Source organism: Bacillus haimaensis, from assembly GCF_048270625.1.
GTDB lineage: Bacteria > Bacillota > Bacilli > Bacillales > Bacillaceae_I > Sutcliffiella_A > Sutcliffiella_A haimaensis.
The window spans coordinates 4,303,436-4,327,463 of record NZ_CP158164.1 but is presented as its reverse complement, the minus strand read 5'-3'; the positions used below and the strand labels follow the sequence as shown (position 1 = coordinate 4,327,463).

25 protein-coding genes are annotated in these 24,028 nt (G+C 44.5%); 4 read left to right on the top strand and 21 right to left on the bottom strand.

Annotation, left to right across the window (positions count from 1 at the left end):
* Nucleotides 1-14 precede the first annotated feature (14 nt).
* The gene (gene galU, locus ABN702_RS21950) at nucleotides 15-920 is read right to left on the bottom strand and encodes a UTP--glucose-1-phosphate uridylyltransferase GalU (protein WP_417898698.1); all 906 of its coding nucleotides are present in this window, start codon (nucleotides 918-920) and stop codon (nucleotides 15-17) included.
* Nucleotides 921-1,596: 676 nt separating this feature from the next.
* On the opposite strand from galU, the gene ABN702_RS21945 reads away from it, so the two are divergent.
* Complete coding sequence (locus ABN702_RS21945) at nucleotides 1,597-2,064, top strand: hypothetical protein (RefSeq protein ID WP_417898697.1); 468 nt, start codon at nucleotides 1,597-1,599, stop codon at nucleotides 2,062-2,064.
* 57 nt (nucleotides 2,065-2,121) lie between these two features.
* On the opposite strand, the gene ABN702_RS21940 is transcribed toward ABN702_RS21945, so the two are convergent.
* From ABN702_RS21940 to ABN702_RS21915, 6 genes are all read right to left on the bottom strand, one after another.
* On the bottom strand, nucleotides 2,122-2,355 hold the full coding sequence (locus ABN702_RS21940) for a hypothetical protein (RefSeq protein WP_417898696.1): 234 nt from the start codon (nucleotides 2,353-2,355) through the stop codon (nucleotides 2,122-2,124).
* A 124-nt stretch (nucleotides 2,356-2,479) separates the two neighbouring features.
* The gene (fabZ, locus tag ABN702_RS21935; RefSeq protein WP_204412943.1) at nucleotides 2,480-2,911 is read right to left on the bottom strand and encodes a 3-hydroxyacyl-ACP dehydratase FabZ; all 432 of its coding nucleotides are present in this window, start codon (nucleotides 2,909-2,911) and stop codon (nucleotides 2,480-2,482) included.
* 80 nt (nucleotides 2,912-2,991) lie between these two features.
* Nucleotides 2,992-3,294, bottom strand: a complete 303-nt coding sequence (locus ABN702_RS21930; protein ID WP_417898695.1) for a DNA-directed RNA polymerase subunit beta — start codon at nucleotides 3,292-3,294, stop codon at nucleotides 2,992-2,994.
* Between the two features lie 33 nt (nucleotides 3,295-3,327).
* Nucleotides 3,328-4,164 (bottom strand): flagellar hook-basal body protein, encoded by an 837-nt coding sequence (locus tag ABN702_RS21925; RefSeq protein ID WP_417898694.1) that lies wholly within the window; start codon nucleotides 4,162-4,164, stop codon nucleotides 3,328-3,330.
* A gap of 30 nt (nucleotides 4,165-4,194) precedes the next feature.
* The gene (locus ABN702_RS21920; RefSeq protein WP_417898693.1) at nucleotides 4,195-5,016 is read right to left on the bottom strand and encodes a flagellar hook-basal body protein; all 822 of its coding nucleotides are present in this window, start codon (nucleotides 5,014-5,016) and stop codon (nucleotides 4,195-4,197) included.
* 136 nt (nucleotides 5,017-5,152) lie between these two features.
* Nucleotides 5,153-5,323, bottom strand: a complete 171-nt coding sequence (locus tag ABN702_RS21915; protein ID WP_417898692.1) for a hypothetical protein — start codon at nucleotides 5,321-5,323, stop codon at nucleotides 5,153-5,155.
* A 177-nt stretch (nucleotides 5,324-5,500) separates the two neighbouring features.
* Here ABN702_RS21915 and ABN702_RS21910 point away from each other — a divergent pair, with 177 nt between their 5' ends.
* Nucleotides 5,501-5,674: a hypothetical protein gene (locus ABN702_RS21910; protein ID WP_417898691.1), complete on the top strand. Its 174-nt coding sequence runs from the start codon at nucleotides 5,501-5,503 to the stop codon at nucleotides 5,672-5,674.
* A gap of 369 nt (nucleotides 5,675-6,043) precedes the next feature.
* On the opposite strand, the gene ABN702_RS21905 is transcribed toward ABN702_RS21910, so the two are convergent.
* The 3 genes from ABN702_RS21905 to ABN702_RS21895 all read right to left on the bottom strand — a co-directional run bounded on the left by ABN702_RS21905 (nucleotide 6,044) and on the right by ABN702_RS21895 (nucleotide 9,082).
* A complete protein-coding gene (locus tag ABN702_RS21905; RefSeq protein WP_417898690.1) occupies nucleotides 6,044-7,045 on the bottom strand; it encodes a rod shape-determining protein in 1,002 nt (333 codons plus the stop codon).
* 443 nt (nucleotides 7,046-7,488) lie between these two features.
* Complete coding sequence (spoIIID, locus tag ABN702_RS21900) at nucleotides 7,489-7,752, bottom strand: sporulation transcriptional regulator SpoIIID (protein ID WP_204412950.1); 264 nt, start codon at nucleotides 7,750-7,752, stop codon at nucleotides 7,489-7,491.
* A gap of 304 nt (nucleotides 7,753-8,056) precedes the next feature.
* Entirely contained in the window at nucleotides 8,057-9,082 is a 1,026-nt protein-coding gene (locus tag ABN702_RS21895; protein ID WP_417898689.1) for an acyltransferase family protein, read from the bottom strand.
* A gap of 271 nt (nucleotides 9,083-9,353) precedes the next feature.
* On the opposite strand from ABN702_RS21895, the gene ABN702_RS21890 reads away from it, so the two are divergent.
* Both ABN702_RS21890 and ABN702_RS21885 read left to right on the top strand, forming a co-directional pair.
* On the top strand, nucleotides 9,354-9,692 hold the full coding sequence (locus ABN702_RS21890) for a BsuPI-related putative proteinase inhibitor (protein ID WP_417898688.1): 339 nt from the start codon (nucleotides 9,354-9,356) through the stop codon (nucleotides 9,690-9,692).
* A 95-nt stretch (nucleotides 9,693-9,787) separates the two neighbouring features.
* Complete coding sequence (locus ABN702_RS21885; protein WP_417898687.1) at nucleotides 9,788-10,312, top strand: hypothetical protein; 525 nt, start codon at nucleotides 9,788-9,790, stop codon at nucleotides 10,310-10,312.
* A 66-nt stretch (nucleotides 10,313-10,378) separates the two neighbouring features.
* Here ABN702_RS21885 and ABN702_RS21880 read toward each other — a convergent pair whose 3' ends face one another.
* The 11 genes from ABN702_RS21880 to ABN702_RS21830 all read right to left on the bottom strand — a co-directional run bounded on the left by ABN702_RS21880 (nucleotide 10,379) and on the right by ABN702_RS21830 (nucleotide 24,008).
* Nucleotides 10,379-11,341 carry an acetylxylan esterase gene (locus tag ABN702_RS21880; protein WP_417898686.1) on the bottom strand — a complete coding sequence of 321 codons (963 nt, stop codon included), beginning with the start codon at nucleotides 11,339-11,341 and terminating at the stop codon, nucleotides 10,379-10,381.
* Between the two features lie 17 nt (nucleotides 11,342-11,358).
* On the bottom strand, nucleotides 11,359-12,219 hold the full coding sequence (locus ABN702_RS21875) for a fumarylacetoacetate hydrolase family protein (protein WP_417898685.1): 861 nt from the start codon (nucleotides 12,217-12,219) through the stop codon (nucleotides 11,359-11,361).
* 24 nt (nucleotides 12,220-12,243) lie between these two features.
* Entirely contained in the window at nucleotides 12,244-13,017 is a 774-nt protein-coding gene (locus ABN702_RS21870; protein ID WP_417898684.1) for an SDR family NAD(P)-dependent oxidoreductase, read from the bottom strand.
* A 21-nt stretch (nucleotides 13,018-13,038) separates the two neighbouring features.
* Nucleotides 13,039-14,094 carry a DUF4432 family protein gene (locus tag ABN702_RS21865; protein ID WP_417898683.1) on the bottom strand — a complete coding sequence of 352 codons (1,056 nt, stop codon included), beginning with the start codon at nucleotides 14,092-14,094 and terminating at the stop codon, nucleotides 13,039-13,041.
* A gap of 19 nt (nucleotides 14,095-14,113) precedes the next feature.
* Nucleotides 14,114-14,980 carry an SMP-30/gluconolactonase/LRE family protein gene (locus tag ABN702_RS21860; protein ID WP_417898682.1) on the bottom strand — a complete coding sequence of 289 codons (867 nt, stop codon included), beginning with the start codon at nucleotides 14,978-14,980 and terminating at the stop codon, nucleotides 14,114-14,116.
* An 18-nt stretch (nucleotides 14,981-14,998) separates the two neighbouring features.
* Nucleotides 14,999-16,216 (bottom strand): enolase C-terminal domain-like protein, encoded by a 1,218-nt coding sequence (locus ABN702_RS21855; RefSeq protein WP_417898681.1) that lies wholly within the window; start codon nucleotides 16,214-16,216, stop codon nucleotides 14,999-15,001.
* A 15-nt stretch (nucleotides 16,217-16,231) separates the two neighbouring features.
* Nucleotides 16,232-17,032: an SDR family NAD(P)-dependent oxidoreductase gene (locus ABN702_RS21850; protein WP_417898680.1), complete on the bottom strand. Its 801-nt coding sequence runs from the start codon at nucleotides 17,030-17,032 to the stop codon at nucleotides 16,232-16,234.
* Nucleotides 17,033-17,218: 186 nt separating this feature from the next.
* Nucleotides 17,219-18,919: a DUF4185 domain-containing protein gene (locus ABN702_RS21845; protein WP_417898679.1), complete on the bottom strand. Its 1,701-nt coding sequence runs from the start codon at nucleotides 18,917-18,919 to the stop codon at nucleotides 17,219-17,221.
* 20 nt (nucleotides 18,920-18,939) lie between these two features.
* Entirely contained in the window at nucleotides 18,940-21,276 is a 2,337-nt protein-coding gene (locus tag ABN702_RS21840) for a discoidin domain-containing protein (RefSeq protein WP_417898678.1), read from the bottom strand.
* A 19-nt stretch (nucleotides 21,277-21,295) separates the two neighbouring features.
* Nucleotides 21,296-22,243, bottom strand: coding sequence for an ROK family protein (locus ABN702_RS21835; protein WP_417898677.1), 948 nt, complete (start codon nucleotides 22,241-22,243; stop codon nucleotides 21,296-21,298).
* The gene (locus ABN702_RS21830) at nucleotides 22,236-24,008 is read right to left on the bottom strand and encodes a class I mannose-6-phosphate isomerase (RefSeq protein ID WP_417898676.1); all 1,773 of its coding nucleotides are present in this window, start codon (nucleotides 24,006-24,008) and stop codon (nucleotides 22,236-22,238) included. Before ABN702_RS21830 ends, ABN702_RS21835 begins: the two co-directional genes overlap by 8 nt.
* Between the last annotated feature and the right edge of the window lie 20 nt (nucleotides 24,009-24,028).

Genomic DNA, 24,028 nt, shown 5'->3' with positions numbered 1-24,028 from the left:
TCTGGCAAACTCTGTCAATTCGACCCACCTCTTCTTATACTATTAGAGCAGGTATACACATCTAAAATTCCTCTCATATAATTAACTAATCCTTCTCTTAAATCCTCGTGTTGAAGTGCAAACTCAATGGATGTTTGAATAAATCCTAATTTTTCCCCAACATCAAATCGTTTGCCTTCAAAATCATAAGCGAAAACCCGTTGAATTTCATTAAGTGCTTGAATTGCATCGGTCAATTGGATTTCTCCACCAGCACCCGTTTCTTGCTTGTCAAGGAACATGAATATTTCCGGTGTGAGGATATAACGTCCCATAATAGCTAAATTGGAAGGTGCAGTACCTGGCTTTGGTTTTTCAACAAATTTATTCACCTGGAAGCGGCGACCTTCATTTTGAAGAGGGTCAATTATTCCGTAGCGATGAGTCTCATTATCTCCTACAGTTTGAACACCAATGACAGAAGATAACGTTTTGTCATATTCATTTATCAACTGCTTTAAGCAAGGAGTTTCTGCTTGCACGATGTCGTCCCCTAGCAAGACAGCAAATGGTTCATTTCCAACAAAATTCCTTGCACACCAGACAGCATGTCCAAGTCCTTTAGGTTCTTTCTGGCGAATATAATGAATGGTTACATTCGAGGATTGACGAACTTTTTCTAATAGATCGAATTTCTCTTTTTCTAGTAGGTTTCGCTCTAATTCCAAGTTGTGATCAAAATGGTCTTCAATGGCACGCTTTCCTTTACCAGTAACGATAATAATATCTTCAATTCCTGATTCAATCGCTTCTTCTACTATGTATTGAATCGTCGGTTTATCCACGATAGGAAGCATTTCTTTAGGCATCGCTTTGGTCGCTGGTAAAAATCTTGTCCCTAACCCAGCTGCCGGTATAATTGCTTTTCTTACTTTCTGCATGTAATTAAACCCTCCTTTTAATTATTACCTTCAAAAAGGAAATATCTAATTACCGAAAAAAGTTCGATAATTAGATATTTTCTTTTTATTAAATAATGGGCATCTAACCCATCCTCACACCAAGCCTATGACGACAGGCGTCTAAGGCACGCAGACCCAACAGCTTGATCGAGTGCCTCCATTGATAAAGGTAAGGAGACATTACCTTTATCTTTAACCTCTTCAGAAATCAAAGTTTATATTGTCGAATTTCGTTATGTACCTATCATTTTATCGGAATAGTATCAAATACCTATTTCGACTTTTTTGTAACAATCTTGTAATGTTATAACCTAACCAATCTTATCACAGTTCTTCTGTTATGGTAATAGGTGAATTTTGTCGAATGTGGTCGTTTGTGTGTGTAATTTTTAACAATTAACTAGTTCTATGTATCTACGTTTGTAACGTTTGTAAAATAATAATAGATGGTTTGGATGTCAGACATCTTTTGTTACCATTGCCTATTATATACAATCCTTCCTTATGTATCTACAATTTGTGACATATTTACATAGAAATAACTAGAAAATTTTAGTGAATGCGCTTTCTTGTTTCCTCCTGTACTTCTAACCTACTAACCTTGTCATACAATGGATATAGTAAAGCTCTATGTGGGAAAGGGGTGGAAAGTCCCTTGAGGAAGAGACAGCGGCAAAGGCAGTTTTTAGTTGGGATGGTTGGTGTGTTTCTTCTTATTATAATAGTGTTAATTTTGAATTTGATTTTCTCATTTGGAAAGGATACTGCAGCAGGAACGGTCCATCAGTTTTATGAATATGAGCAGGATGGGGATTTCGGGCGTTCCTGGGAGCTTCTACACCCGGTGATGCAGGAGAAGTTTGGACGCAGTGCTTATTTTCAGGATAAAGCTCATGTGTTTATCGGACATTTTGGTGCGGAGACATTTTCCTATGAAGTTAGTGATTCTAAAAAACTTAAGGATTGGCGGATGGAGAAGGAAGGAGAGGTTTTTGAAACGGTTTATGAATTTGAGGTGGAACTGACTTACCATGGGAAGTACGGGCATTTTTTATATATTCAATATGTGTATGTGGTGAAGGAAGAAAAAGAGTGGATGATACTGTGGGACTATAAAAAGTAGATTTATTACAGTCATGCAAAAAGGGACAGCTTATACTGTCCCAAGCTTTTGGATGGATTACTGCTGGTCGTCCCCAGTGTCCTCTTCCACATCTTCTTCCATGTTCTCTTCGTCTTTATTCATATCATCTTCCATGTTGTTCTCATCTTGTTCCATATCAGGATCCATAGGCTCTTCCGCAGGAGGTTGCTCGTTCTCAGGTGGTGGAACATCCTCGTTATTTGCTGCACATCCAGTGATCAACATTGCCGCTAACGCTGTACCAGTTAATTTAATTAACATTTTGTTCATTCTAACCTACTCCTTTCGCATATGGGTTTTATTGTAGAAGACCTTTAATGCTTTTTTCGTTTGGTCCCTTTTTATATTCCCCAATATTCGTAAAAGATTGCATAAATGAACAAATTTTTTCAAATTACGACTTTGGTCCTAACGCGAACATCATTTCTAATTCGCAGACAAGCTCGCCGTCGACAGTTGCGACACCTTTACCTTTGCCGATGCTGCCTCGGACGCGTGTCATTTCGACTTCAAGACGGAGTTGGTCTCCAGGGATGACCTGCTTTTTGAAACGGCAGTTGTCGATTCCAGTGAAGAATGCAAGGCGTCCTTTGTTTTCTTCTTTTTTAAGCATCGCTACTGCTCCGACTTGAGCCAATGCCTCTACAATTAAAACTCCAGGCATAACCGGGAATTCCGGGAAGTGACCATTGAAGAACTCCTCATTGGCGGTTACATTCTTGATCCCGATCGCTCGCTGACCTTCTTCGATTTCTATTATTTTGTCCACCAATAGGAATGGATATCTATGTGGAATGATTTCTTTTATCTGGTTAATGTCTAACATTATTATGACCTCCTACTAATAGTTACTTCCAATTATATACGAAGGTATAAAAAAGAGGAAGTCTTTGTATATAGACTTCCCTACTCTTTATTCACCAAGTCAATAATATGCTGCCACGTACTCTTATCCAAAACATCTATTGGATTGCCGTCGCCAAGTACTCCGTAGCCGAACATGGCTCCAGCAACTGCTGCGAGAATCATGACTCCCAGGATAATGATCAGGCGCAGCCAGATAGGAATAAGGCGAATACGCCATTTAAGCCGTTTCGGTTTTCCTTCATTGGCTGCCGCTTCTTCTCTTTCCTGCTTTGGTTTAGATTTCTGAGCTTTGCGCAATTCTTCCCTTGTTAAGCTCTCTTGTCTTGCTTCGTTTTGTTCCATTGCGCAACCTCTCCTTTACCTTTGATTTCTATGTTAAGCCTTTAAGCCATTTACAAGTCCCATCATCTGATCAGCAAATTGGACCGACCTTGCGTTAAATTGATAATTCCGTTGCATCAAGGTCATTTCTGTGAGTTCAGATGCTAGATCCACATTGGAATTCTCGAGCATTCCTTGCTGCATGCCTACCGTTGTACGGTCAGCGCCTTCTACAAACTCTATGATGTCGTCCGGATTCGCCAATCCTTCTCTAGGAAAGGAATAAAGCGAACCTGGCTTTGCATCCAGCATCTGCGGACGGATTGCACGGGCTATCCCGAGCTCACTTGCCACAGCCTCACCATTGGGACGTACTGCTGAGATCACTCCACCCGGCTGCAATTTAATATCCTGTATATCATCTGGGAATATTATTTGCTGATCGTTACTGTCCAATACCGGATTGCCATCAGCTGTTACAAGCATCACTTCATTATTGTTGATCGGGGACAGGTAAAAGACACCGTTTCTTGTGAATTGCGTGCTTGTTTGGCCGTTTTCTGTTGCCTGTACGGTAAAGAACAGGTCTTCTTTTGTTAATGCAAAGTCTAGCATACGTTCCGTCGTTTTTAAAGGACCTTGTGTTAGATTCAGTTTCGTTTGGCCGAGCCCTGCGCCAGAGGAAAGCCGAATCCCGTTTGGTGTTTGTCGCGTCTTTTCATAGCGACCCATCGGCTGGTTATTCGCTTGCTGCACAAGCAGCTCCTGGAATGTAGCAGAACGGTTTTTATAGCCAACGGTATCAATATTTGCTACATTATGACCGATCAGATCCAATTGCTTTTGAAGCTGGTTCATTGTATTGGTTGCATTCAGCATGATTCTGTTCATGATTATTCCTCCATTCCGTTCGTGAGGCGATTAATTGATACGTCCTATTTCGTTCGCCGCTTTCTGCATGCTCATGTCATAAGCTTGTATCACCTTTTGGTTCGCTTCAAATGCTCGGTAGGCAGCAGTCATATCGCTCATTGTCTGGGCAGAATCAACATTTGATCGTTCAAGGTGTCCTTGCATGATTTGATAGCTGATATTCTGGTTCGCAAAGGCGTTCGTCAGCTGCTGCCCTTCCGATGCACGGTACAAGCCGTTGCCATCGCGGATAAGCTGATTCGCATTGTCTGCATAAGCGATGCCGAGGCGTGTTTGTGGTACATTGTCGACAATTAGGGTACCGTCCGGCTGCAAGGTGAAGGAATTGGCATTCACCTGGATACGGTTGCTGTTTTCATCGAGCACATACAGGCCATTGTTGGTCGTGAGATAACCTTGGGAGTCCAATATAAAGTTACCGTTTCTCGTGTATCTTTGTGTGCCATCCGTGTTTTCTACTGTAAAGAATATAGATGCGTTTTCTGGCAGGATCTGATTCAGGATGGCAAGATCATTGTCATTGCCTGTCGGACGCATGTCGCCTTGTGAGAATTTCGGTGCAACATCCTGAACGTAGACGCCGGTGTTGATTGGTCCAATCAATTGGTTCTGGGCAAATTTCAACGGTTTCGTGGTAGGTACGCTCGTTGCATCGAGCTTGCTCAATAGCATTTCCGGAAACGCGCGAAGGGATGATTGGTCTGCTTTATAGCCAGCTGTGTTCGCGTTGGACAGATTATTGGACAGCAACTCCATGCGGCGCTGCTGGGCGATCATGCCGGCGGTTGCTGTGTGGAAGCCTCGTAACATTTCATTTCACCTCATTGTTTGACGTACAGTTTTATCTAGTATCTATTATAGTACATAAATGGAAATGTCGATATATGTAATTTTGTGAATAGTGGATTTTTGGGGTGTGAGATTCAAAAAGAAGGAACCCGCAATTTCACGCAGGTTCCTTCTTTTCTTTTATCATCATGGTTGTGAGTTGAGATCTATGATAATTCAGTTTATCTGTAAGTGATTGCTTCAGGTTTTCGTCCAAGCAGTCCTGAATAAGTATTTCGTGGTATCTTGCTCTGATTTTGTGCCACATGAGTTTGGTTTTATGAAGCATGTGAGAGCACCTCCGAAGTGTTGTTGTTCTTTTTATATACCCTTCGAAGGCGTTTTATAACTTTTGAGGGGATTTTTTCATTTCAGGTGAAAAGCAATATTTATCTGTCTAATTTTCTATATTTTCTGACACTTTAGTCCTATTTTATAGCCGGATGAAAACGGGAGCTTGGTTGATGTGTTGATTGGTGAGGGCGAGTTTGACCTTTCTGATATAGGAATGATTGAGGCTGGTAAGGCGGTGATGATGACGTTGTTTTTGGATGAGGAGAGTCTTTTGGTTGATGGTTTGGCGGAGATGAAGTTTGATGGGCTTGAGGTGGAGGCGGAGTTTTGGTATGTGGAGGAGTGAGGTGTGGTTTGTAGTATGGGTTGAATTTTGTGTGGTTTAGTTAAAGGGCTTGGGGCACTTTTTTCTTGATGGGGTTTTGGTGATGGTTTTTTAATTTTTCGTTTCGTAGGATGCTCAAGACCGGGGTCTGACCCTTGCGGCTTCTTTGGGATTTAGGTTTCGAGGGTAGGATGTGCAGAGTCGTTTTTAGCTTTTGTTGGTTGGAAGGGTCAGACCCCATACTAGTGTGTACTTTAAATTTTTCGTTTCTTGAAGGTCGAAGAGCTGTTGTAAGGTAGTCTTATAAAATTTTGCTTTTTTGTAGAAAAAGGAAAGAGCAGCCGTTTTTATGGGGCTGCTCTTTTGTATTTTGTATTGTGTATAAATTCTTTAAGCGAAGCTTTTTCTTGGTAAACGATCAATATGATCAAGCATGATGCCGGTGCCGATTGCTACGCAGTCCATTGGTTGTTCTGCGACGAGGACGGGTACTTTGAGTTCTTCGGCTAGGAGCTGGTCCATGCCGTGGAGGAGTGCGCCGCCGCCTGTTAGGATGACACCACGGTCGATGATGTCGGATGATAGTTCAGGTGGTGTGCGTTCTAGGACGCTTTTCGCTGCTTGTACGATGACTTGTACGGATTCGCGAAGTGCTTCTTCGATTTCTCCTGATGTGACAGTGATGGTTTGTGGAAGGCCACTTACCATGTCACGTCCGCGGATATCGATGGATTCGTTGCGTGAGCCAGGGAAAACGGTCGCGATGGAGATCTTGATGTTTTCCGCTGTACGTTCACCGATTAATAGCTTGTATTTTTTCTTGATGTATTGAAGAATTTCGGCGTCGAATTTGTCGCCGGCCATTTTGATGGAGCTAGCGGTAACGATGTCTCCCATGGAGAGTACTGCTACGTCGGTTGTTCCGCCGCCGATGTCCACTACCATGTTGCCGCTTGGCTGGAAGATGTCCATTCCCGCTCCGATTGCTGCCACTTTCGGCTCTTCTTCGAGGTATACTTTTTTGCCGCCGCTCTTTTCTGCCGCTTCTCTGATTGCTTTTTGCTCAACAGATGTGATGTTCGTTGGGCAGCAGATTAGGATGCGCGGCTTGGAAAGAAAGCCTTTGACGTTCAGTTTTTTTATGAAATGCTTCAGCATTGCTTCTGTGACTTCGAAATCTGCGATTACTCCATCTTTTAGCGGTCGCATCGCTACAATGTTTCCTGGAGTACGCCCTACCATTTTTCGGGCTTCTTCCCCTACCGCTAATACTTTTCCAGTGTTTGTATCAAGTGCCACTACTGACGGCTCATTCAGAACGATCCCTTTTCCTTTTACGTGGATGAGAACGTTTGCTGTTCCTAAATCAATCCCTATATCCCTAGCAAACATGTTACTTTTTTCCTCCTTGCATATGCTTTGCGACTGTTGTCCGACAACTTATAGTCCTAATTGTATATTCTATCACAAATTACAATATAAAGGTTGAATTTAACATTAATTTCATGTCATAAATTTGAGCTTTTTGTCGAATGTTTTAGGTTGCGGATGATTCGTTGGTTGATGGGGGTGCGGGACTTTTGTGCCAGGTTTTTTGTGTTGCTTTTTTTGTCGAATTTCAGTGTTCGGGCGTGTTTTGGATTTTTCGGGCGAATGTCCTTGGTTTCCGGGCGTAAATCTTTTTTTCCGGGCGAATGTCCTTGGTTTCCGGGCGTAAATCTTTTTTTCCGGGCGAAAGCTCCATTTGCCACCCCTATAAATAGAAAAACAGCCACTTGGAGGGACTGTTTTTCACAAGTATTGGAGTTGTCCGCTGAAATTCTCGAGCAATTGCTTTATTTTACAGCTTCCTCTTCCTTTTTGTACTTCATCTTGGTGGCTTCCCCGCCGCGCAGGTGCCGGATGGATTTATGGTAGTCGAGTATATCCTTCACTTCATTCGCTAAGTCTGGGTTGATCTCTGGCAGTCTTTCTGTCAGGTCTTTATGGACAGTACTTTTGGAAACTCCAAATTCCTTCGCAATCACGCGAACTGTTTTCTTTGTCTCCACGATATACTTTCCAATCTTGATAGTTCTCTCTTTGATGTAATCGTGCACACCACTCGCCCTCCCTAAATTGGATGTTGAGGAATGTGAAATGAGACCCGCTTATACCGATGTAACGAAGTGCGTAGTGTTTACAGTTGTGCTTTATAGAAAAACGATTAGGATGTTTGGTGTTATGCTTCGAGACAATCTACGATCCCTCACCTCAAACACTCTCTTTGTATGTTTGGTTAGTTACAGTTTATTAGCTTGGGTCGTGCTTTATGCTAATAATGTCAAGTGGGACAAGGGATTTGTTCGATTTTTTTGAATTTTTCGTATGAATCCGTAAAAAAAGGACCGAACGAGTTGGCCCTTAACTGATTGATGCTTGATTTCTCTTTCTATTTTTCATATACTTCTTTACCATCTCCTGGATATACGTGACAATCAGGGAAGTGATAAAGATATATAAAAACCTTGTAATAAACGAATCAGAAATGATGGACATCTCCGATTCAAACAGTTTCATGAACTCCACAAAGATAATATGCCATAAATATAGCCATAAGGAGGTTCTGGAAACGAACGCCACAAATTTGTTCATAAATATTTTCTTAATGAACGATACATCCAACAGGATATAAAGGAACAAGCTTCCCATCAAACCGTAAGCGAAATAATAAAGCTGTGGCGGGTATTTAAATGCTTGCGTCTGTGCGAAATCATTCTGGAACATAAGATACAGGAATATCCCCAGGAAAAATAAAAAGTAAAACCAAATTTCTTTTACGGAAAATTGCTTTAACCTCATTCCAAATGCTGCGACTAGGCCATATCCCACTCCATAGACAACAAAATTCTGGAACACCATACCCATATTTCCTTCCAACTTACCATTAATCAGTAATAGGCCTATATATAAGAAGTATCCTGCCACCAGAAACAAGAAATACACCGTATTATTCTTGATTCTGTTGCTAATCGCCAATAATAACGGACTTATTAGTGCTATGAGGAAAAACACCCTCATAATCCAGACATACCCGATCCCCTCCATCAGAGTGAAAGAGGCGATGACTTCCTCTATGGTAAAGTAGTACTCGTCCCCGAATAGCTTGGAAATCAGATAAAACACGGCGAAGAAGATGACCAATAACTGCCACGTAGGAACAACCAGCCTGTTAAAGCGTTTCCTCAAATATGGCAGGTATTTCAACTCTTTTCCTCTTTGACTGAGGTAAAAAGATGTCCCCAATAGAAGGACCATAAGCGTTACATCAAAATTCCTTAATTGAAACAGCCAAGGATCCGGGTAACTATGAGCCACAAGAATACCAATAATGGCAATAAACCTTAATATATCGATTCGTTCGTCTCTTTCTTTGTTTAAAGCTTTCATAATTTCCTCCACTTGTATGTAAAGTATCAGAGCTGAAGAATAAAAATAATAATGATTTTATTGATAATAGTCATCTATCACTTCAGAGAAAGCAAGAGAAATATTTCCTATCCTATTTTCATTTTTTTATTTCCCCTCTATATATTTTCAATCCGGGTTAAAAAATAACCATCACACTGGTGCGGAAGTGCCATTCCTTTATCGATAAAGGTATAGTTTCAGTTTTGTAGAATATACATATTATGCTGATTTATGGATAGGAGTGGTGAATATGGGGATGGAAGCGATTCTTAGCTATTCGGAAAGTGGTCCGGATTCTGTTATGCTCCACTTCATTGTGGAAAATACCAGTAATAAACCCGAAAAGGTGACCTTCACGAGCGGTCAGCGATATGACTATATACTTTACCGTGATGGAAAGCGGGTAGAGCAGTTTTCCGAGGGGAAGTTTTTCATCATGATCTATGAAGAGATTATGGTGGCACCAGGGGATGAAATGGGCTTCGACATCCCCCTGAAGAACCTGACTCCCGGAAACTATAAGGTAAAAGTCTGGCTGACTGGCGGCAATTGGCCGAAAGCACGCGCAGAACTCGAGTTTACGATTTGATTCGTAGACTCTTTTTTTGCTATAGACGGTTTTGATGCTTGTCGGCTATATTTAATTGGAATGTACAATCTTTTAAATATAAAGGGGTATGGGAAATGCGTAAGATTATATGGAAGTCAGGTTTGGTGTTTGTAGTGGCAATGTTGATGGCAGGATGTTCGCTCATGGAAGAGACAGCTGTGAAATTAACGGATCACCTCGATGCGGAGACTGCGATATTGGATTATCTGAATGCCACTAATCCAATCATAGAGGATAGTTACGACATTGAAGTTGCCGCAGAAACAGGTTTCTGGGCCGAAGAGGATGACGCTAAAGCACTCGCGTTTCTAACCGAAAGCACCATTCCCGCTTTGGAAAAGTTGCTCCAAAAGACCAAAGAGGTGACTGTGGATTTTGAGCCGCTGCAGGCGTCCCACGAGGCCTTGATTCTTTCGAATGAAAAGTTGCTTGAAAGCTATGTCATTTATGCAGAGGATATGAGAAGCGGGAACTTCGAAATGTCGGAAGAGGCAACTGCCGCTTATGATTTATCGGTCGAAGAATTCGAAAAGCATGAAAGACTTTTCTCCGATACTGCTGAAGAATATAAGGTCGATGTTTTTCTGGAAGAGGAATAGGAGAAAGTGCGTCTGCCTGCGTGGTGGACGCACTTTTTGCATTTATTGAAAATCTACTGTGTTCCTTTAAATGTTATTTGCAACGAACTTCAACATCTGATCATTATGCCCAAATAACGCTTCATGACCGTACTCTTTATATATAAGCAACTCTTTTTCGCCTGCCAGATGGTTATACGCTGCGAAACAGGTCGATGGTGGACAAACCTGATCCTGAAGAGTGATGACCATCTGTGTTTTCGCCTGGACTCTCGACGCGAAGTTCATTCCATCAAAGTAGCTCAATGTATCATAGACTTTTTCTTCTAATTTCTGCTCCTTGTCGTACCGTCTGAACCATTCCTTTATTTCACTGTAGGGACCTTGTGTATGCATCTCCACCGCTCTTTTGAAATCACAGAGAAATGGAAAGATGTTCAGCATCAACTTTGGACGATGATCGATTCCAGCGACAGCCAAGGCGAGTCCGCCGCCTTGGCTTCCTCCGGAAAGAATCACTTTTTCCGGGTCGATTTCATCTCTCGAACAGACAAAGTCTACTGCTCTTACACAGTCCATATAGGCATTTTTGTAATAGTAGGTTTCCGGATCTAGAATGCCAAGCGTTAAAAATCCCGGAACACTTCCTTGAGGGTAAGTTGCATAGTCTGGTGATTTCCCCGCCTGGCCGCGTGTGTCCACAGTGAAGGACGCAATGCCCATGACTGCCCAATGTAGGTTGTCACAAGGGTAGCCCCTGTCAAATGAATAGCCATGATACCCGATTACAACCGGCATGTGTGTGGGAGCAATCGATTTGTTGGGGACTGTATACCAGCCATGAATTGGTGTTCCGTCCACTCCATCGTAGACCACTTCATAGACGGTCACATTTTTAACCGGGTATTCGATTTTGTTCAGTCGAGCATTCAACGGTCTCTCTGCTGATCGATTTCTCTGTGTTTCCCAAAAAGCATCAAAATCATTTTTCGCTGTCGATTCAGGCTTATAGTCATATAGCTCATTTAACGGCAGATCCAATATAGGCATTGTATTCATCCTTTCTGCTATTTCTCTGAAATAAATGTATTCCTTAGCACTCCCAGTCCTTCTATCTCGATGGTCACCGTATCGCCATCCTTCAGGTATTGCTGCTGATCAGCCGGATTACCCAACACGACTCCTTCCGGGGTACCTGTCAAGATGATATCTCCTGGAGAGAGTGTCATATACTGCGAGATATATCTCAGGATATAGGAGCAGTCAAAAATCATATCGGACGTATTGGAGTTTTGTCTAAGCTCCCCGTTCACATACGTTTTCACAAATAGATTGTTAGGGTCAACAATTTCATCTGCTGTCACCAGATACGGACCAATGGGACTGAAGTCATCGCAAGTTTTCCCTAAAAGCCATTGGTTGGTCCGGAATTGAAGGTCCCTGGCTGATAAATCGTTGACGATGCAATAGCCAAGGACGTAATCAAGGGCGTTCTGTCTGTCAACATTCTTCATTTCCTTGCCGATGACGATGACTAGCTCGGCCTCATAATCCAATTGATCTGTCGTCTTTGGTATCACGATTCGGCTGTTATGACTCGTTATTGTGTTGGAAAATTTATTGAAAAGTATTGGGTATTCGGGAATCGGCGAGTTCGTCTCCTCTGCATGCTTTTGATAGTTCAACCCGACACAAATAATTTTCCCAGGGTTCGGTACGCAGGGACCCCAGTGCAAATCTTCCTTTTGGATGAAATGCGTGTCAGATTCTTGAAGGAGAGCTTCATCGACAAAACGGGATATTCGAGAAAGCTCTTCTTCCCCTTTTTCCAATACATCCTCAAAGTCTTGTGGAAGCTCCAGCACACCGCGATTCGTACTGACTCCAAGCTTCCATTGGTTCCCTTTATAAAAGGTTAATAGTTTCATATAATCACCTTTCTTTGTTTACCATTACGCCATTTTCCCGAAGGTGGCACCGCCGTCTATATAAAGAGGGGATCCCATCATGAATTTGGATTCATCCGAGGCTAAAAACAGGGCGGCCTGTGCAACATCGGCCGGTGTCCCGAGTTTGCCGCTTAATTGGCGCTTTTTAATGGTTTCCAGTGCCTCGTCATAGTCCTCATAGGCATTGCGCAGATAGTTTTCCACAAATGGTGTCAGGATCGTTCCAGGCAGCAGGGCATTCACTCGTATATTATAGGGGGCATAATCCACCTGCATCGCTTTTGTAAGGGAGAGGACAGCTCCTTTTGTGGCGGAATATACAGCTCGTTTCATTAAGCCCAGTTCCGCCACACAGGAGGACATGTTGATGATACAGCCCTCCTGTCTTTCAATCATGTGTGGCAGGACGTATTTGCTCGGAAGGAACACACCTTTCAAATTGACATCGACGACACGGTCCCATAACTCCTCTGAGGTCTCATGAAGTGCACCTACGCCGGAAATCCCGGCATTATTGAATAGAACATCGATCTTTTTGTACCGTTCCAATGCACGCTGAACCATCTCTTTCACATCTGAGGCAATAGTGACATCAGCCTGTAGAAAAACCGCTTCTCCTCCCTGTTCCTGTATCTCTTCAACCGTCTCCTTGCCATGTGCCTCTGATAGGTCATTAACCACAACTTTTGCACCTTCTTTTGCAAAAAGTAGGGCTGTGCTCTTTCCGATGCCTGAACCTGCACCTGTGATGAGTACCACTTTGTCTTTTAAACGCATTCTCATCAGCCTCCTTTCCGTTTATGTTTTAGGTTTTGGAATATAGGGGGTCAGCTTCATCCAGAAGCTTTTTATCTCACAGGGAGCAATTTCTGCAGCAGAGCCATTTCGTATCGCTTCTTCGAGACCATGCGTCGGATAACTGCTGAACGGCTCCAGGCCAACGTTATAATGCCTTCCATACCACGGATAGGTCTTGGTACCACCGAATTCCTGCCAATACCATAAATACGGGAATTGCGTGGAATCCCATTCCACTTTCACACCCAAATAGAGGTTCAGGTTTTCAAGTGTATACCAGCCATTCTGTCCAAAATTGGTAAGATAGATGATATCGGATCGTGTATCTCTTTCCGGAAGAATGGATAAGTCGAGAGAACCGTCTTCTGTATCCGCTTGCGGCCAGTAGTAGGTCTCTCCGCGGACGATCCGGCCCGGGGCCGCTACCTCTGAATCCTTTGACTCGGTTATTATTTCCACTCCATTTGGAAGTCCTATATTACTTCCGGGAAGGGCAAATGGCTTTCCAAATACAAGGTGATGACCCCACATATAGTGGAGGTTCGTCGTTCCGAGATTTTTAAGCTGCTCCTTCACTTGGATCTGTGAACTGCCGCTCGTAAGAATGAATGTTTTTGATACATGAAAAGGTATTTTCTTTGTCCTGACGGATAGTTTAACCTCAATTTCTTCAGGTGTATCCTTGATGATGTCGTAATCCCATGGCATATGGGCCACTTCCCCATGCTGGCCGTACTGGGCCCCGAGGTACGAAGCGGTCGGACCGCCGTTTGGAAGGACCTCTTGCCAACCACCAGGATAATAGTCGATGAACGCAGCGGTTGGATCTGCCGAGGTCGATAGGTAATCCATCGGGTTCTGCACCCCATTTTCTGACAGCCAGATCAGGTCAAGATCAAGCGGCTTATAGAGACATTCAAAGATCTCCCCGCCTTTATCCAGTAAGAGAGAGAGACGTAGCTTTTCATTTTCAAGAACAAGTGTCCTCATGCCGAAATAGGAATACTGGTCATGAATGCGGCAGCCGAAGTTACGTTGTCGGCGATATCTTTGCATGATTTGTTCCTCCTACCCTTCAACCTGTTACGTCTTTTATTCTAGTAATATGCCATCTTCCAAGGTTGGACGTGTACAGGTCTGTTCCTCGCAGCACACAATTGGTCGGATGACATAAGGTATGTGCGGTCGTATCATAGCAGAGGAGCTCCAATCCGGTATCATTCGACCAGCAATAGATGAGAGACGGCTCGTAGCAGGAAATATACAGCTTTCCATCATGGCCGATCCAGAGACCATCCGGAAGGGCATCCATTTCTACTACCGTTTCCTTTTCCCCTGGCTCCCCTTTTTCACTGATCAGAATTCTGCTGATCTTTTTACCGAATGTTTCCGCCACATATAGGCAGGAGTTCTGGGAATCCAGCGCAATTCCATTGGCAAAAGAGAGATTTTGGCTGAACCACATTTCCCCCTTTCCGCTTTCCAGATTAAACCTCCAAATACCCGGGCCCGGCTTGTTCGAGTCATGACTATCGGTAATATATAGATAGTTATTTTCATCATCTACAGCGATGGCATTCGGGATGGCCATCTTCCGCTCTTTCCCGTCTCCATCAGCAAACAGGGTGACCTCCCCATTTGAAGGATTTATTTTAAAAACGGAGGAATGCTTCAAGTCACAAGCGTATAGAAATCCACTTTTATCAAAGGCGAGTCCCAGAATAAATCCATCTGTGCAGGCTATCTGTTCTATCTTCCCGCCATTGTCACAAATCCTGAAAATCTCCCCTTTTTCTCCGCCACACCAGATATCACCTTTGTTGTCAAAGGCGAGACCCTCCGGATGATTTAGCTGGGGCGAGGTAAAGGTTCCATCGAAATAGACTTCCATCTTCTCTGCAGCCAATTTTGCTGTCATTCCATTCCAAGTGGGTTTACTCATTTTTTCCTCCTCCATTCTCTATACATGATCGGCCCAGATCTGATTCGGAACATAGGCGAACCAATCCGGACGTGCCGGGTCACGATCGTATGTATATCCGCCAAGCTCCCTGTACAGCTCCGCATATTCCGCTAGCTTTTCCTTGTCCACTGTCACACCAAGTCCCGGTCCTTCCGGAATTTTGATAGCCCCATTTTCATAACGGAGTTTTCCGCCTACTAAAATATCATCCTGTAAATGGTGATAATGAGCATCCCCGGCAAATGCCAGGTTCGGTAATACTGCTCCAAGATGTAGCATGGTTGCCAACTGGATGCCCAATTCGCCGGAGGAATGGACCGCCACCCCGAGCTGGAAGGTTTCACACACACCTGCCGCTTTGATGCATTGACGGATTCCTCCCCAAAAGGTCGTATCCAGTAGAATGACATCAATGGAAGGGTTCAGTACATTTGCTGCCAGCTGCTCAAAGTTGACGACAACCGTGTTGGTCGCGGTTGGAATCCGGACCATGGACCTTACTCTCCGCATTCCGTTCAACCCCCAGGTAGGGTCCTCGAAATAATCATTGTTCAACCCTTCAATTTCCTGTCCGAAGCGGATCGAGTCCTCGACACTCAGTGCAGCGTTCGGGTCATATCTCAAGCGGTCCTCCGGGAATTCAGCAGCAAGGGCCTTGTAGCATTCCAGTTCATAATCAGGGTGGAATACTCCTCCCTTCAGCTTGTGAGAGGTGAATCCATATTTCTGTTTCAGATCCTTGGCATGTGAGAGCAGTTGCTCAATTGTTCTGACCTCCCCCGCTCCTGTTTGTTCATTAGGCAGACGATAGAATAGATAGCTCGCAAACTTCACTTCATCACGGACTTTTCCTCCCAACAGTTGATAAACCGGAACGTCCAATTTCTTCCCGATGATATCCAGACAGGCAAATTCCACTGCTGCCATAAGCTGTGTACGGTTGTTATAGAGGCTTGCGGTCGGATTGCATATTTTAAAGCGTAGCGCTTCCAGTTGGAAAGGGTCATGACCGATAATATAGGGCTTTAATCCGGCAAAAGCCAACTCCGCACTCTCGCCGCCTCCCCCCATTTCCCCGTAACCTGTTATGCCTTCATCTGTTTCAACTTCCAGAATGGTTCTTACAAATCTACCCCAATGAGCCCCATTGCTGTGCCTTAATGGGCTTTCGAGTGGCAGAGTAACCGTTGTGGCTTTCAGATTCGTGATTTTCACCGACAATTCCTCCTCTTATTCAGGTAAGCTGACGCCCAGGGCAGCTAACATTCCACCATCGATTTTCATTTCTGCTCCAGTGATGAATTTTGCTTTTTCACTGGCAAGAAAGGCGATCAGTTCTGCCACTTCCTCCGGTGTCCCCACCCTGCCCACTGGATGCATTTTTCCCCAGTCATGGAGGATTTTCCCTTGCGTGGAGTCAGCCTTGAACAGATCGGCCGCTCCTCTTAACATCGGGGTATCAACAGAGGCCGGGCACACAGCATTGATACGAATATTTTCATGTGCATGGTCAAGTGCCGTCGCTCTTGTCATCGCATTAATACCGCCTTTGCTCGCAGTATAGGCGACGACCCCCTTTTGGGAAGCAAATGCCTGGACGGACGAAATATTGATGACTGCACCTCCTCCACGTTTCCGCATTTCCTTGATGGCATACTTGGTAGATAGGAACATCCCCTTCAGGTTGATGTCTATCACTTCATCCCAAACTTCCTCACTGGTCTGCACTACGTCCCCATATCTTTGGACTCCTGCACTATTGACCAGAATGTCTATCCCACCAAACGTTTCCACTGCATATTGCATGACGCGCTCCACTTCCAAGGCGTTGCGGACATCGGTCTTATATCCCTTGACCTCATATCCTTCCGCTTGCAATTTCTCGGCACTTTCATTTACAACGGTTTCGCGTGATCCGCATATTACGACCTGTGCGCCTCCTTCGGCCAAACGTTTTGCCGCTGCAAAACCTATTCCGAGCGATCCCCCTGTAACCACAGCCACTTTACCCTTGAATTCCTGATTCTTCATGCTCTCACCCCTATATTTCTTTCTATTAAGAATATTATAAAAATATATGGTAAGAGCGTCTTTAAGAGGTAGAGTCAATCTTTTATAATTTGGAGACAACATTGAGAAGAGGGTTAAAAAAAGCAAAAAGAAGGCAGGAAAATGTGGATGTTTTTCCCCCGCCCTCTTTTATAGCACTATACAGTTTTAGCTTATTTCTCTGACATTCATAAATCTTGGGCGGTAGATGCTTGCATGCTTTTCATGCATGGCCCAGCTTGTGGTATTGACATTGTAGCTGAACAGCATCTCGCCAGGCTTGGAAAGATGAGGATGTCCCTTTGCGTTATAAGAGTAGATCCCCTCCCCGCCTTTTGGTTCCTGACAATAATGGAGTCTGACCGGGTCTTTGAATGGACCAACCGGAGTATCCCCCGCATATATTGAAATCCAGTTTCCGGTGCTTGATTCTTGGAAAACAGCGATATATTTTCCATCCAGGCTTCCGCCAACCATCGGGGAAACACTCAATTCACAAGAAATTTCTTCGGCTATCGGTACCACCTGTTCTTTTTCTGCGGCCCATTCCGCCCCATTCCAGAAGTGCCACTTATCCAAATCGTTAAAGTCCTCCTCTCTTACACGGGCTGCCACAAGCTTTACTTTTTCCCAGTTTTGCAGTCCATAAATATAGACATAGCCATCAGGATTCGGATTGCCGCTCTCTTCCGTATTAGCCATGATAGCTGCTCCAAAGTAGGTAGTCTTCCCGTTTGCCGCTGTAAAGTAGAGGGAGGTATCGATTTGGTCCTGCAAATCAAGATTCGGGCCATCCTCCCCGATCGGTGCAGAAACACGTGTAATGCCATGGATAGAAAAAGCAAAACCTTCCGGCCCGTCAGGATTTGGTCCGACAATCATCGGGAAGCAGTAGAACGTCCCATTGATCGAAGCTCCATCCTGAAGCCAATAGTAGGCCCCTTCCACACTCCTTGTCTTTTCTGTGTTTGGAACGATATTGCTTGCTGGTTCGTTGTTTTCATCCTGTTTCCAACGGAACTCAAGGGCATCTTCGTTAGGCTCCGCCCCAGTTAAAATGCCAAGTGTATTATTGATCATTTTTGTGGAAATCCGGTAGTCAGTCGCCTCATCCACCGACCCGATAAAGGTGTCGCCGAACATGAAGATCGTTTTTGTCTGATCCGCAGTCCCTTGTCTGTCACAGCCATTGAACGGGATGGCGTATATGCCATCTGATCCGCTCCAGCCCTGTTTGCGGTGGAACAGGTTCGTCCATTCCTCCGCCGCTTCCACCGCAAAGCCTTTTCCTGCGTAGAAGTTGACCTGACTGAGTCCAAACAGTTTCTCATTCTCTTCATACCCACCCCAGTTCCCGATATCCGGATTAGCTCTTGCGGATAGTCTGACATAGCGGGCTAGGACGCCGCCAAAATCTACCGGACTATTATTCCCATCATCGAGATTCGTAGCCTTTTGTTGATTGCTTCCCGTCGCTGGAGCCAGCTTGAATGGATACCCTTGCCCTTTCAGCTCGGTCCAATCCTCCCCGTTCAGGGAGTGCTCCAGCTTAACCTCCTTCAACCCCCGGTAAAACAGGCCGGGATAGGTGGTACTTTGCTGATTGTAGTTCCACACCCACATTTCCCCAATTGGATAGCTTCCTCCAAATTCGAAGGTCACAAAGACTTCATCCTCTCCTTCGGTCAGCCACATCCCCTTACCAGAGGCATCATTATGCTGGACATCCTGTTTTCCGATCGGTCCTTGTACTCTAGTCAACAGGTTGCTCATAGGCGTTCCTGCGAAGGCGTCCGGTGTACCATACACTTTTTCTACAGGGATGATATCTCCCACACTTTTTGGTGCTTGTATCTTCGTTTCAATCATCGTTTTTCCCCTTTCCGCTTTTATTCCTGATTTTCAGGCTTGATTTCCCTGAGCTTCAACCATCTTGGACGGTAGATATCCGCATTGGTGTTGTTCCCTGTAGGATTGGTGGTATTGACATTGTAAGTCACCAATAATTCACCCGACTCTGACAAATGTGGATGGGCTTTTGCGTTGTAGGTGATCACGCCATTACCGAGTTTTGCTTCCGGTACATGGTAGAGGTCCTCCAAAGGCGAGAAAGGTCCGGCCGGACTGTCCGCTTGGCTCACTGCAATATAGCCGCTCAATGTCTCCCTCTCCACGACCAGCAAGTATTTCCCTTTATAAGGGGCATTTTCCATGAAGGTGACGCTGAGCTCGGGAGAAACGCCTGTGACTAGGGATTCAACTTCTTGGATATCAGAAGACCATCCATCTCCGTCCCAATACTCCCACAGGTCAAACTGCTCGATATTCTCCGCGAGTACCCGTGACACGACTAATTCCTTTGTGCCGGATTTCAGATCCTTATAACCATATACATATAGATATCCATCTGGATTGGTAGTGCCCGATTTTTCCGTCCTATCAAGGATTCCTGCTCCGAATACAATATTTCCCGACCCGTCAGGCAGGCTTGCAAACAACGGTGTATCCATCTGCTCCTGCTCTTCTACGATCGGTCCATCCTCTGATACCGGCAGCTTTACCATCGAAACACCTGAAATGGCGAAGAGGAAACCTGCTTCCCCCTGGAGGTCTTTACTCATCAATAGAGGAAAAATATACACATGGTCCCCAATCACCACTCCATCCTGCAGCCAGTACCAGCTTCCTGCAGGTGCATTTGGAGTTTTCGGGGTGAAGAGATTTACATCTGCAGTATTCGCCATGGTAATCCATTCCATATTGTTCGGATTTGGCTTCTCCCCCTCCAATACTGCCAATGAATTATTCAGCATATTGGATTGCAGACGCTGCTTGGTGACGGGATGGACATTTCCGATAAAGGTATCACTGAATAAAAACAGGGTTTTGTTATCCTTCGCTTTTCCAGGAACATCGTATCCATCAAAAGGAATGGAAAAGATGCCGTCCGCACCACTCCAGCCCTCGTATCTGCTGAACAGGGCATCCCATTCGTACATCGGTTCCACCGCTATTCCTGCTGCAGCCGTGAACCTCACCTCGCTCAAGCCATACAAGTGCTTACCCTGCTCCTCTGCTCCCCAATTCCCTTCTTCTTGGTGCGGGATGAGCTTGACGAATTTTGCTTGAGTTCCATCGAAAAGAATCGGGGTATGTTCGTCGTCGTTCAGATTGGTTGCCTGCAGGTCCACGGAACCTGTCCCCTCGGCAAGTTCATATGGATAACCCCTCCCCTTCAGCTCAGTCCAGTTTTCACCGTCAAGGGAATGGAAGATCTGGACATTTTTTATGCCTCGTGATTCTTTGCCTTTTTCGTTATAGTTCCAGATTTCCATTGCTTGTAGGGGGTAGGTACCACCTAAATCAATTGTTATGGTAGGTGGCTCTTTGTTATCGGATGAGGCGAGCCACATCGTGTCGGGGTCTGTACCATGTGTTTCGGTGATTTCTTCTTTAAACATCCCATGATGATTAATCACATTTTCAGGACCTTGGATAGTGTTTGAATCCTCATCAGGTGTCGCTGCTAACGGAATGATCTGCCCATTTTCAACCACACCCACATTATGACGAAATATTCTGATTTCGCTTAGTCCAAATATCCTTTCCCCTTTAGAGTCGGACCAATTACCTTCACCGGAATTTGTATCCGCTTCTATTTTCACATACTGAGCTGGTACGCCATTGAATTGGATCGGTAATTGAGAGTTTGACAGATTTGTAGCCTGCATAGAATCGGAATCTTTCCCTTTAGCAAAACGGAAAGGGTAGCCTTCTCCCTTCCATTCGGTCCACTCCTTGTTATCGTTGGAATAATAGATTCGTACATTCTTCAAGCCACGGTGGGAAAGTGATTGTTCCCCGTCCTTTGCCATGTAATTCCAGACCCACATTTCTCCGAGGGGCTGGATGTGGCCAAGATCAAGGATAAGGGAGATGTGCTCATTATCCTCTTTTGCTGTTACCTGCCACATCGTCTTTCCCTCAGTTGAGTGGGTATTTGCTGTGCCATCCGTTCCGGACATGCCGGAGTTGTTTGCCACGTTTTTGGCATCATACCCTTCATCAAAATCAGCATGGACCGAAGCAATGGGAATGATAGGACCAAGACCGGAAGCTGCCGGTTTCTCTTGTGACAAAGAAAAAGATTTGACAGATATCACAAGTATTAGGACCACAATACTAAGACCAAGCAACCATCTCCATTTTCTTAACGGTTTCTTCATTTTTTGCCACCTTATCGTGTTATGAAATGCAATCCTTTGCTTCCATAGTCTGCTGCAGCAGATTTGCCACCCCGACAAATGTACTTAGGGACGTATCATCTGAACGTTCAATAAGCAAAGATTTTTTTTGCAGTGTTTCATAGATTCCATGGATAAACAGATCCTTACTTTTGGCAATCTGTCCCCCTAAGATGACGCCATCAGGTTGGAACGGAAGGACATACTGGTTGATGACACTGCCAATATTGTTTCCAAATCGACGAAAGACCTCCTGCGCATTTGGGTGATTCCTATGTGCCATTTCCGCTAAAGTTTTCACTTCCTTATCCGGGACAGGAACCCCCAGCTCTTCCGCTATCCGCAAAATTCCCCGCTTGGAGATATATTCATCCACAACAGAGCCTCCGAACTGTTGATTATAGATCCATCCGTTTTCAGGAACAGCATGATGGCTCGTTACTAATCTGCCATTCTCCAAATATCCGGAACCAGCCCCTGTCCCAATGGTTATACAGACGGAGCGCTGATAATTCCGTGCTTTCCCTGCCATCTGTTCGCCCAGTGAAAACAAATTGGCATCATTATCAAACACAATGGGGAAATGCTCATTCATTTTGGAACGGATAGAAGGAATTTTTTTCAGCCTGTTTTCTATCTCCACACGCAAATTCACTCCGTACAGGTCCTCGAACTTATCCACGTCTTTGATATAACTTATCCCATTCACATAATCGAATGGACCGGGAAAGGCATAGCCGACTCCTGCAATTTTGAAATCCTTATCCAGTATCCGGTTCGCTTGCTGCTGAATGAGATACACCAAATTTTCAATAATATTCTCTTTTGTATCCTTTGATTTCGCCGGGAATATCGCAAAAGAATCCGAACATACTTCCCCTGTGCTATTTAAGACGGCTGACTTAATAAACAAGCCCCCCACGTCAAAGGCGATTGTGTAGCTATTCATCTAGAATCTTCACATCCCACTGCGGCGAAACGCCTGCTTTAATGATTTTGCATGGAGTAGTACCGATATTGATGATTTCAAATTCACCGAAAACAGCCGGTATAATATAGGACTCTGCGTACCCAAGCTCCACTTGGACATCTGGATTCTGCGTGGAACGAATAGAGATTCTGTCCCCTTCCACCAGGTTAAGAAGCATAACTTCCCCGTTTGTATCATCCCTCCAGCAGTCATGAAGGTGAATACGGTTTACATAGAACAGAAGATCCTCCCTCGCCCCTAGTACATACTCTTGATTTTCTTTCTGCTGCTGAATGAGGCGGGGGTGTTGAATGAGGTTCTCTTTTACCCAATTCTCTTTTTTATACCAATCGATATTTTCTTTTGCATGGTCGATATTGATCGGGCGCGGTTTACCGTCCAGATCCTTCCGAACATAATCATAGATTTTGAAAGTGAACCACCAGGTAGTGGCGGAAATCTCCAACACAAGGTTATCAGAACCGGAGCAATGGACAGTTCCTGTTGGGATTAGGAAAAGATCACCCTTCTCACAGTCCCACTCTTTTACATACTTCGTAAATTCGATAGGCTCACCTGACATCTGGGAATGTTCCACCTCTTGCAGAAACCCGGTTGGACTGCAGTCCTCCGTCAAGCCGAGGTACACCTTCGATCCTTCCTTTTTCTCCATCATGTAATAGGATTCTTGCTGTTCCAATGGGTAGTTGAACTTCTCACGAATATAGGATTGCTTTGGGTGTACTTGGCAGGAAAGATTTGTCCCGTCCATCGTATCCAGATAATCGAACCGAATCGGAAAGTAGTCACCGAAGAGGCCGACAATGCGATCGCCTAATATCGGTTGATGGGCGAGGTCCATGATAATCAAAAATGGAACCTCCAACACCTGGTCCCCACAGCCTATCAGAATGGAATTCTCGGGTGCAATCGGTTCAAAGCTCCAGGCACAGTTCACCCAGTCCTCCGGCAAATCTGCCAAATTTTTCAGGAACTGGCCTCCCCACACACCCGGTGCAAAGAAGGGCTTCACTCTCAATGGGTGGTTGGAAATGTCTTCGGCCATCGCAAACAGATCGGAAACTGAGGTCATGACCGGCTTTTCGGTTTGATTGAAATCTATATAATAATCGAAATTCTTCAGTGTTTCTTTTCGATATTTTTCAAGAATCGGCCATTCAACAAAAAAGGAAATTTTATATTTTTCCACAAAGTCCCCTGAGGCATTGTCCCCGAAATTCGAGAGTCCATCCTTGTAAAGAACCTGCTGCTTTTCCCTGGATATATCCAAATAGATGTACAGGCAGTCCTCCTTCGAATCATTGTTCAACCAGTACGATCCTGTCCCATATTCGATGGTGAAATTTCCGGAAGGTGCAACCGTTTTTTTATAGCTTATCTTTGCATCTTCTTTAAAGTAAGCGGAGATATCTCCTTCCACCATGTAACCGAATGCCCGGTTGTCCGTGATATTGTCCCGGAACTGCATGTGAAGTTCATCACTTGATTTTAAGTAGGCATTCGTATCAACCGTTGCCGGGCTGTACTCTCTTTCTTGCAATTTTTCATATAGCTTTTCTACAAAACTGGCAAAGGGTACACCATGCGTACCGTCCAATATTATTCTGTTCGCTTTCTTCTCTCTTGCTTTTTTTATGACGGATTCTATGATTTCGTTGGTTTCTGCTACACATACTAGTTCTTGATTAAGCCTGATCGGATTAACCGGATTCACATTAAACATTTTTTCTCTCCCTAAATCTA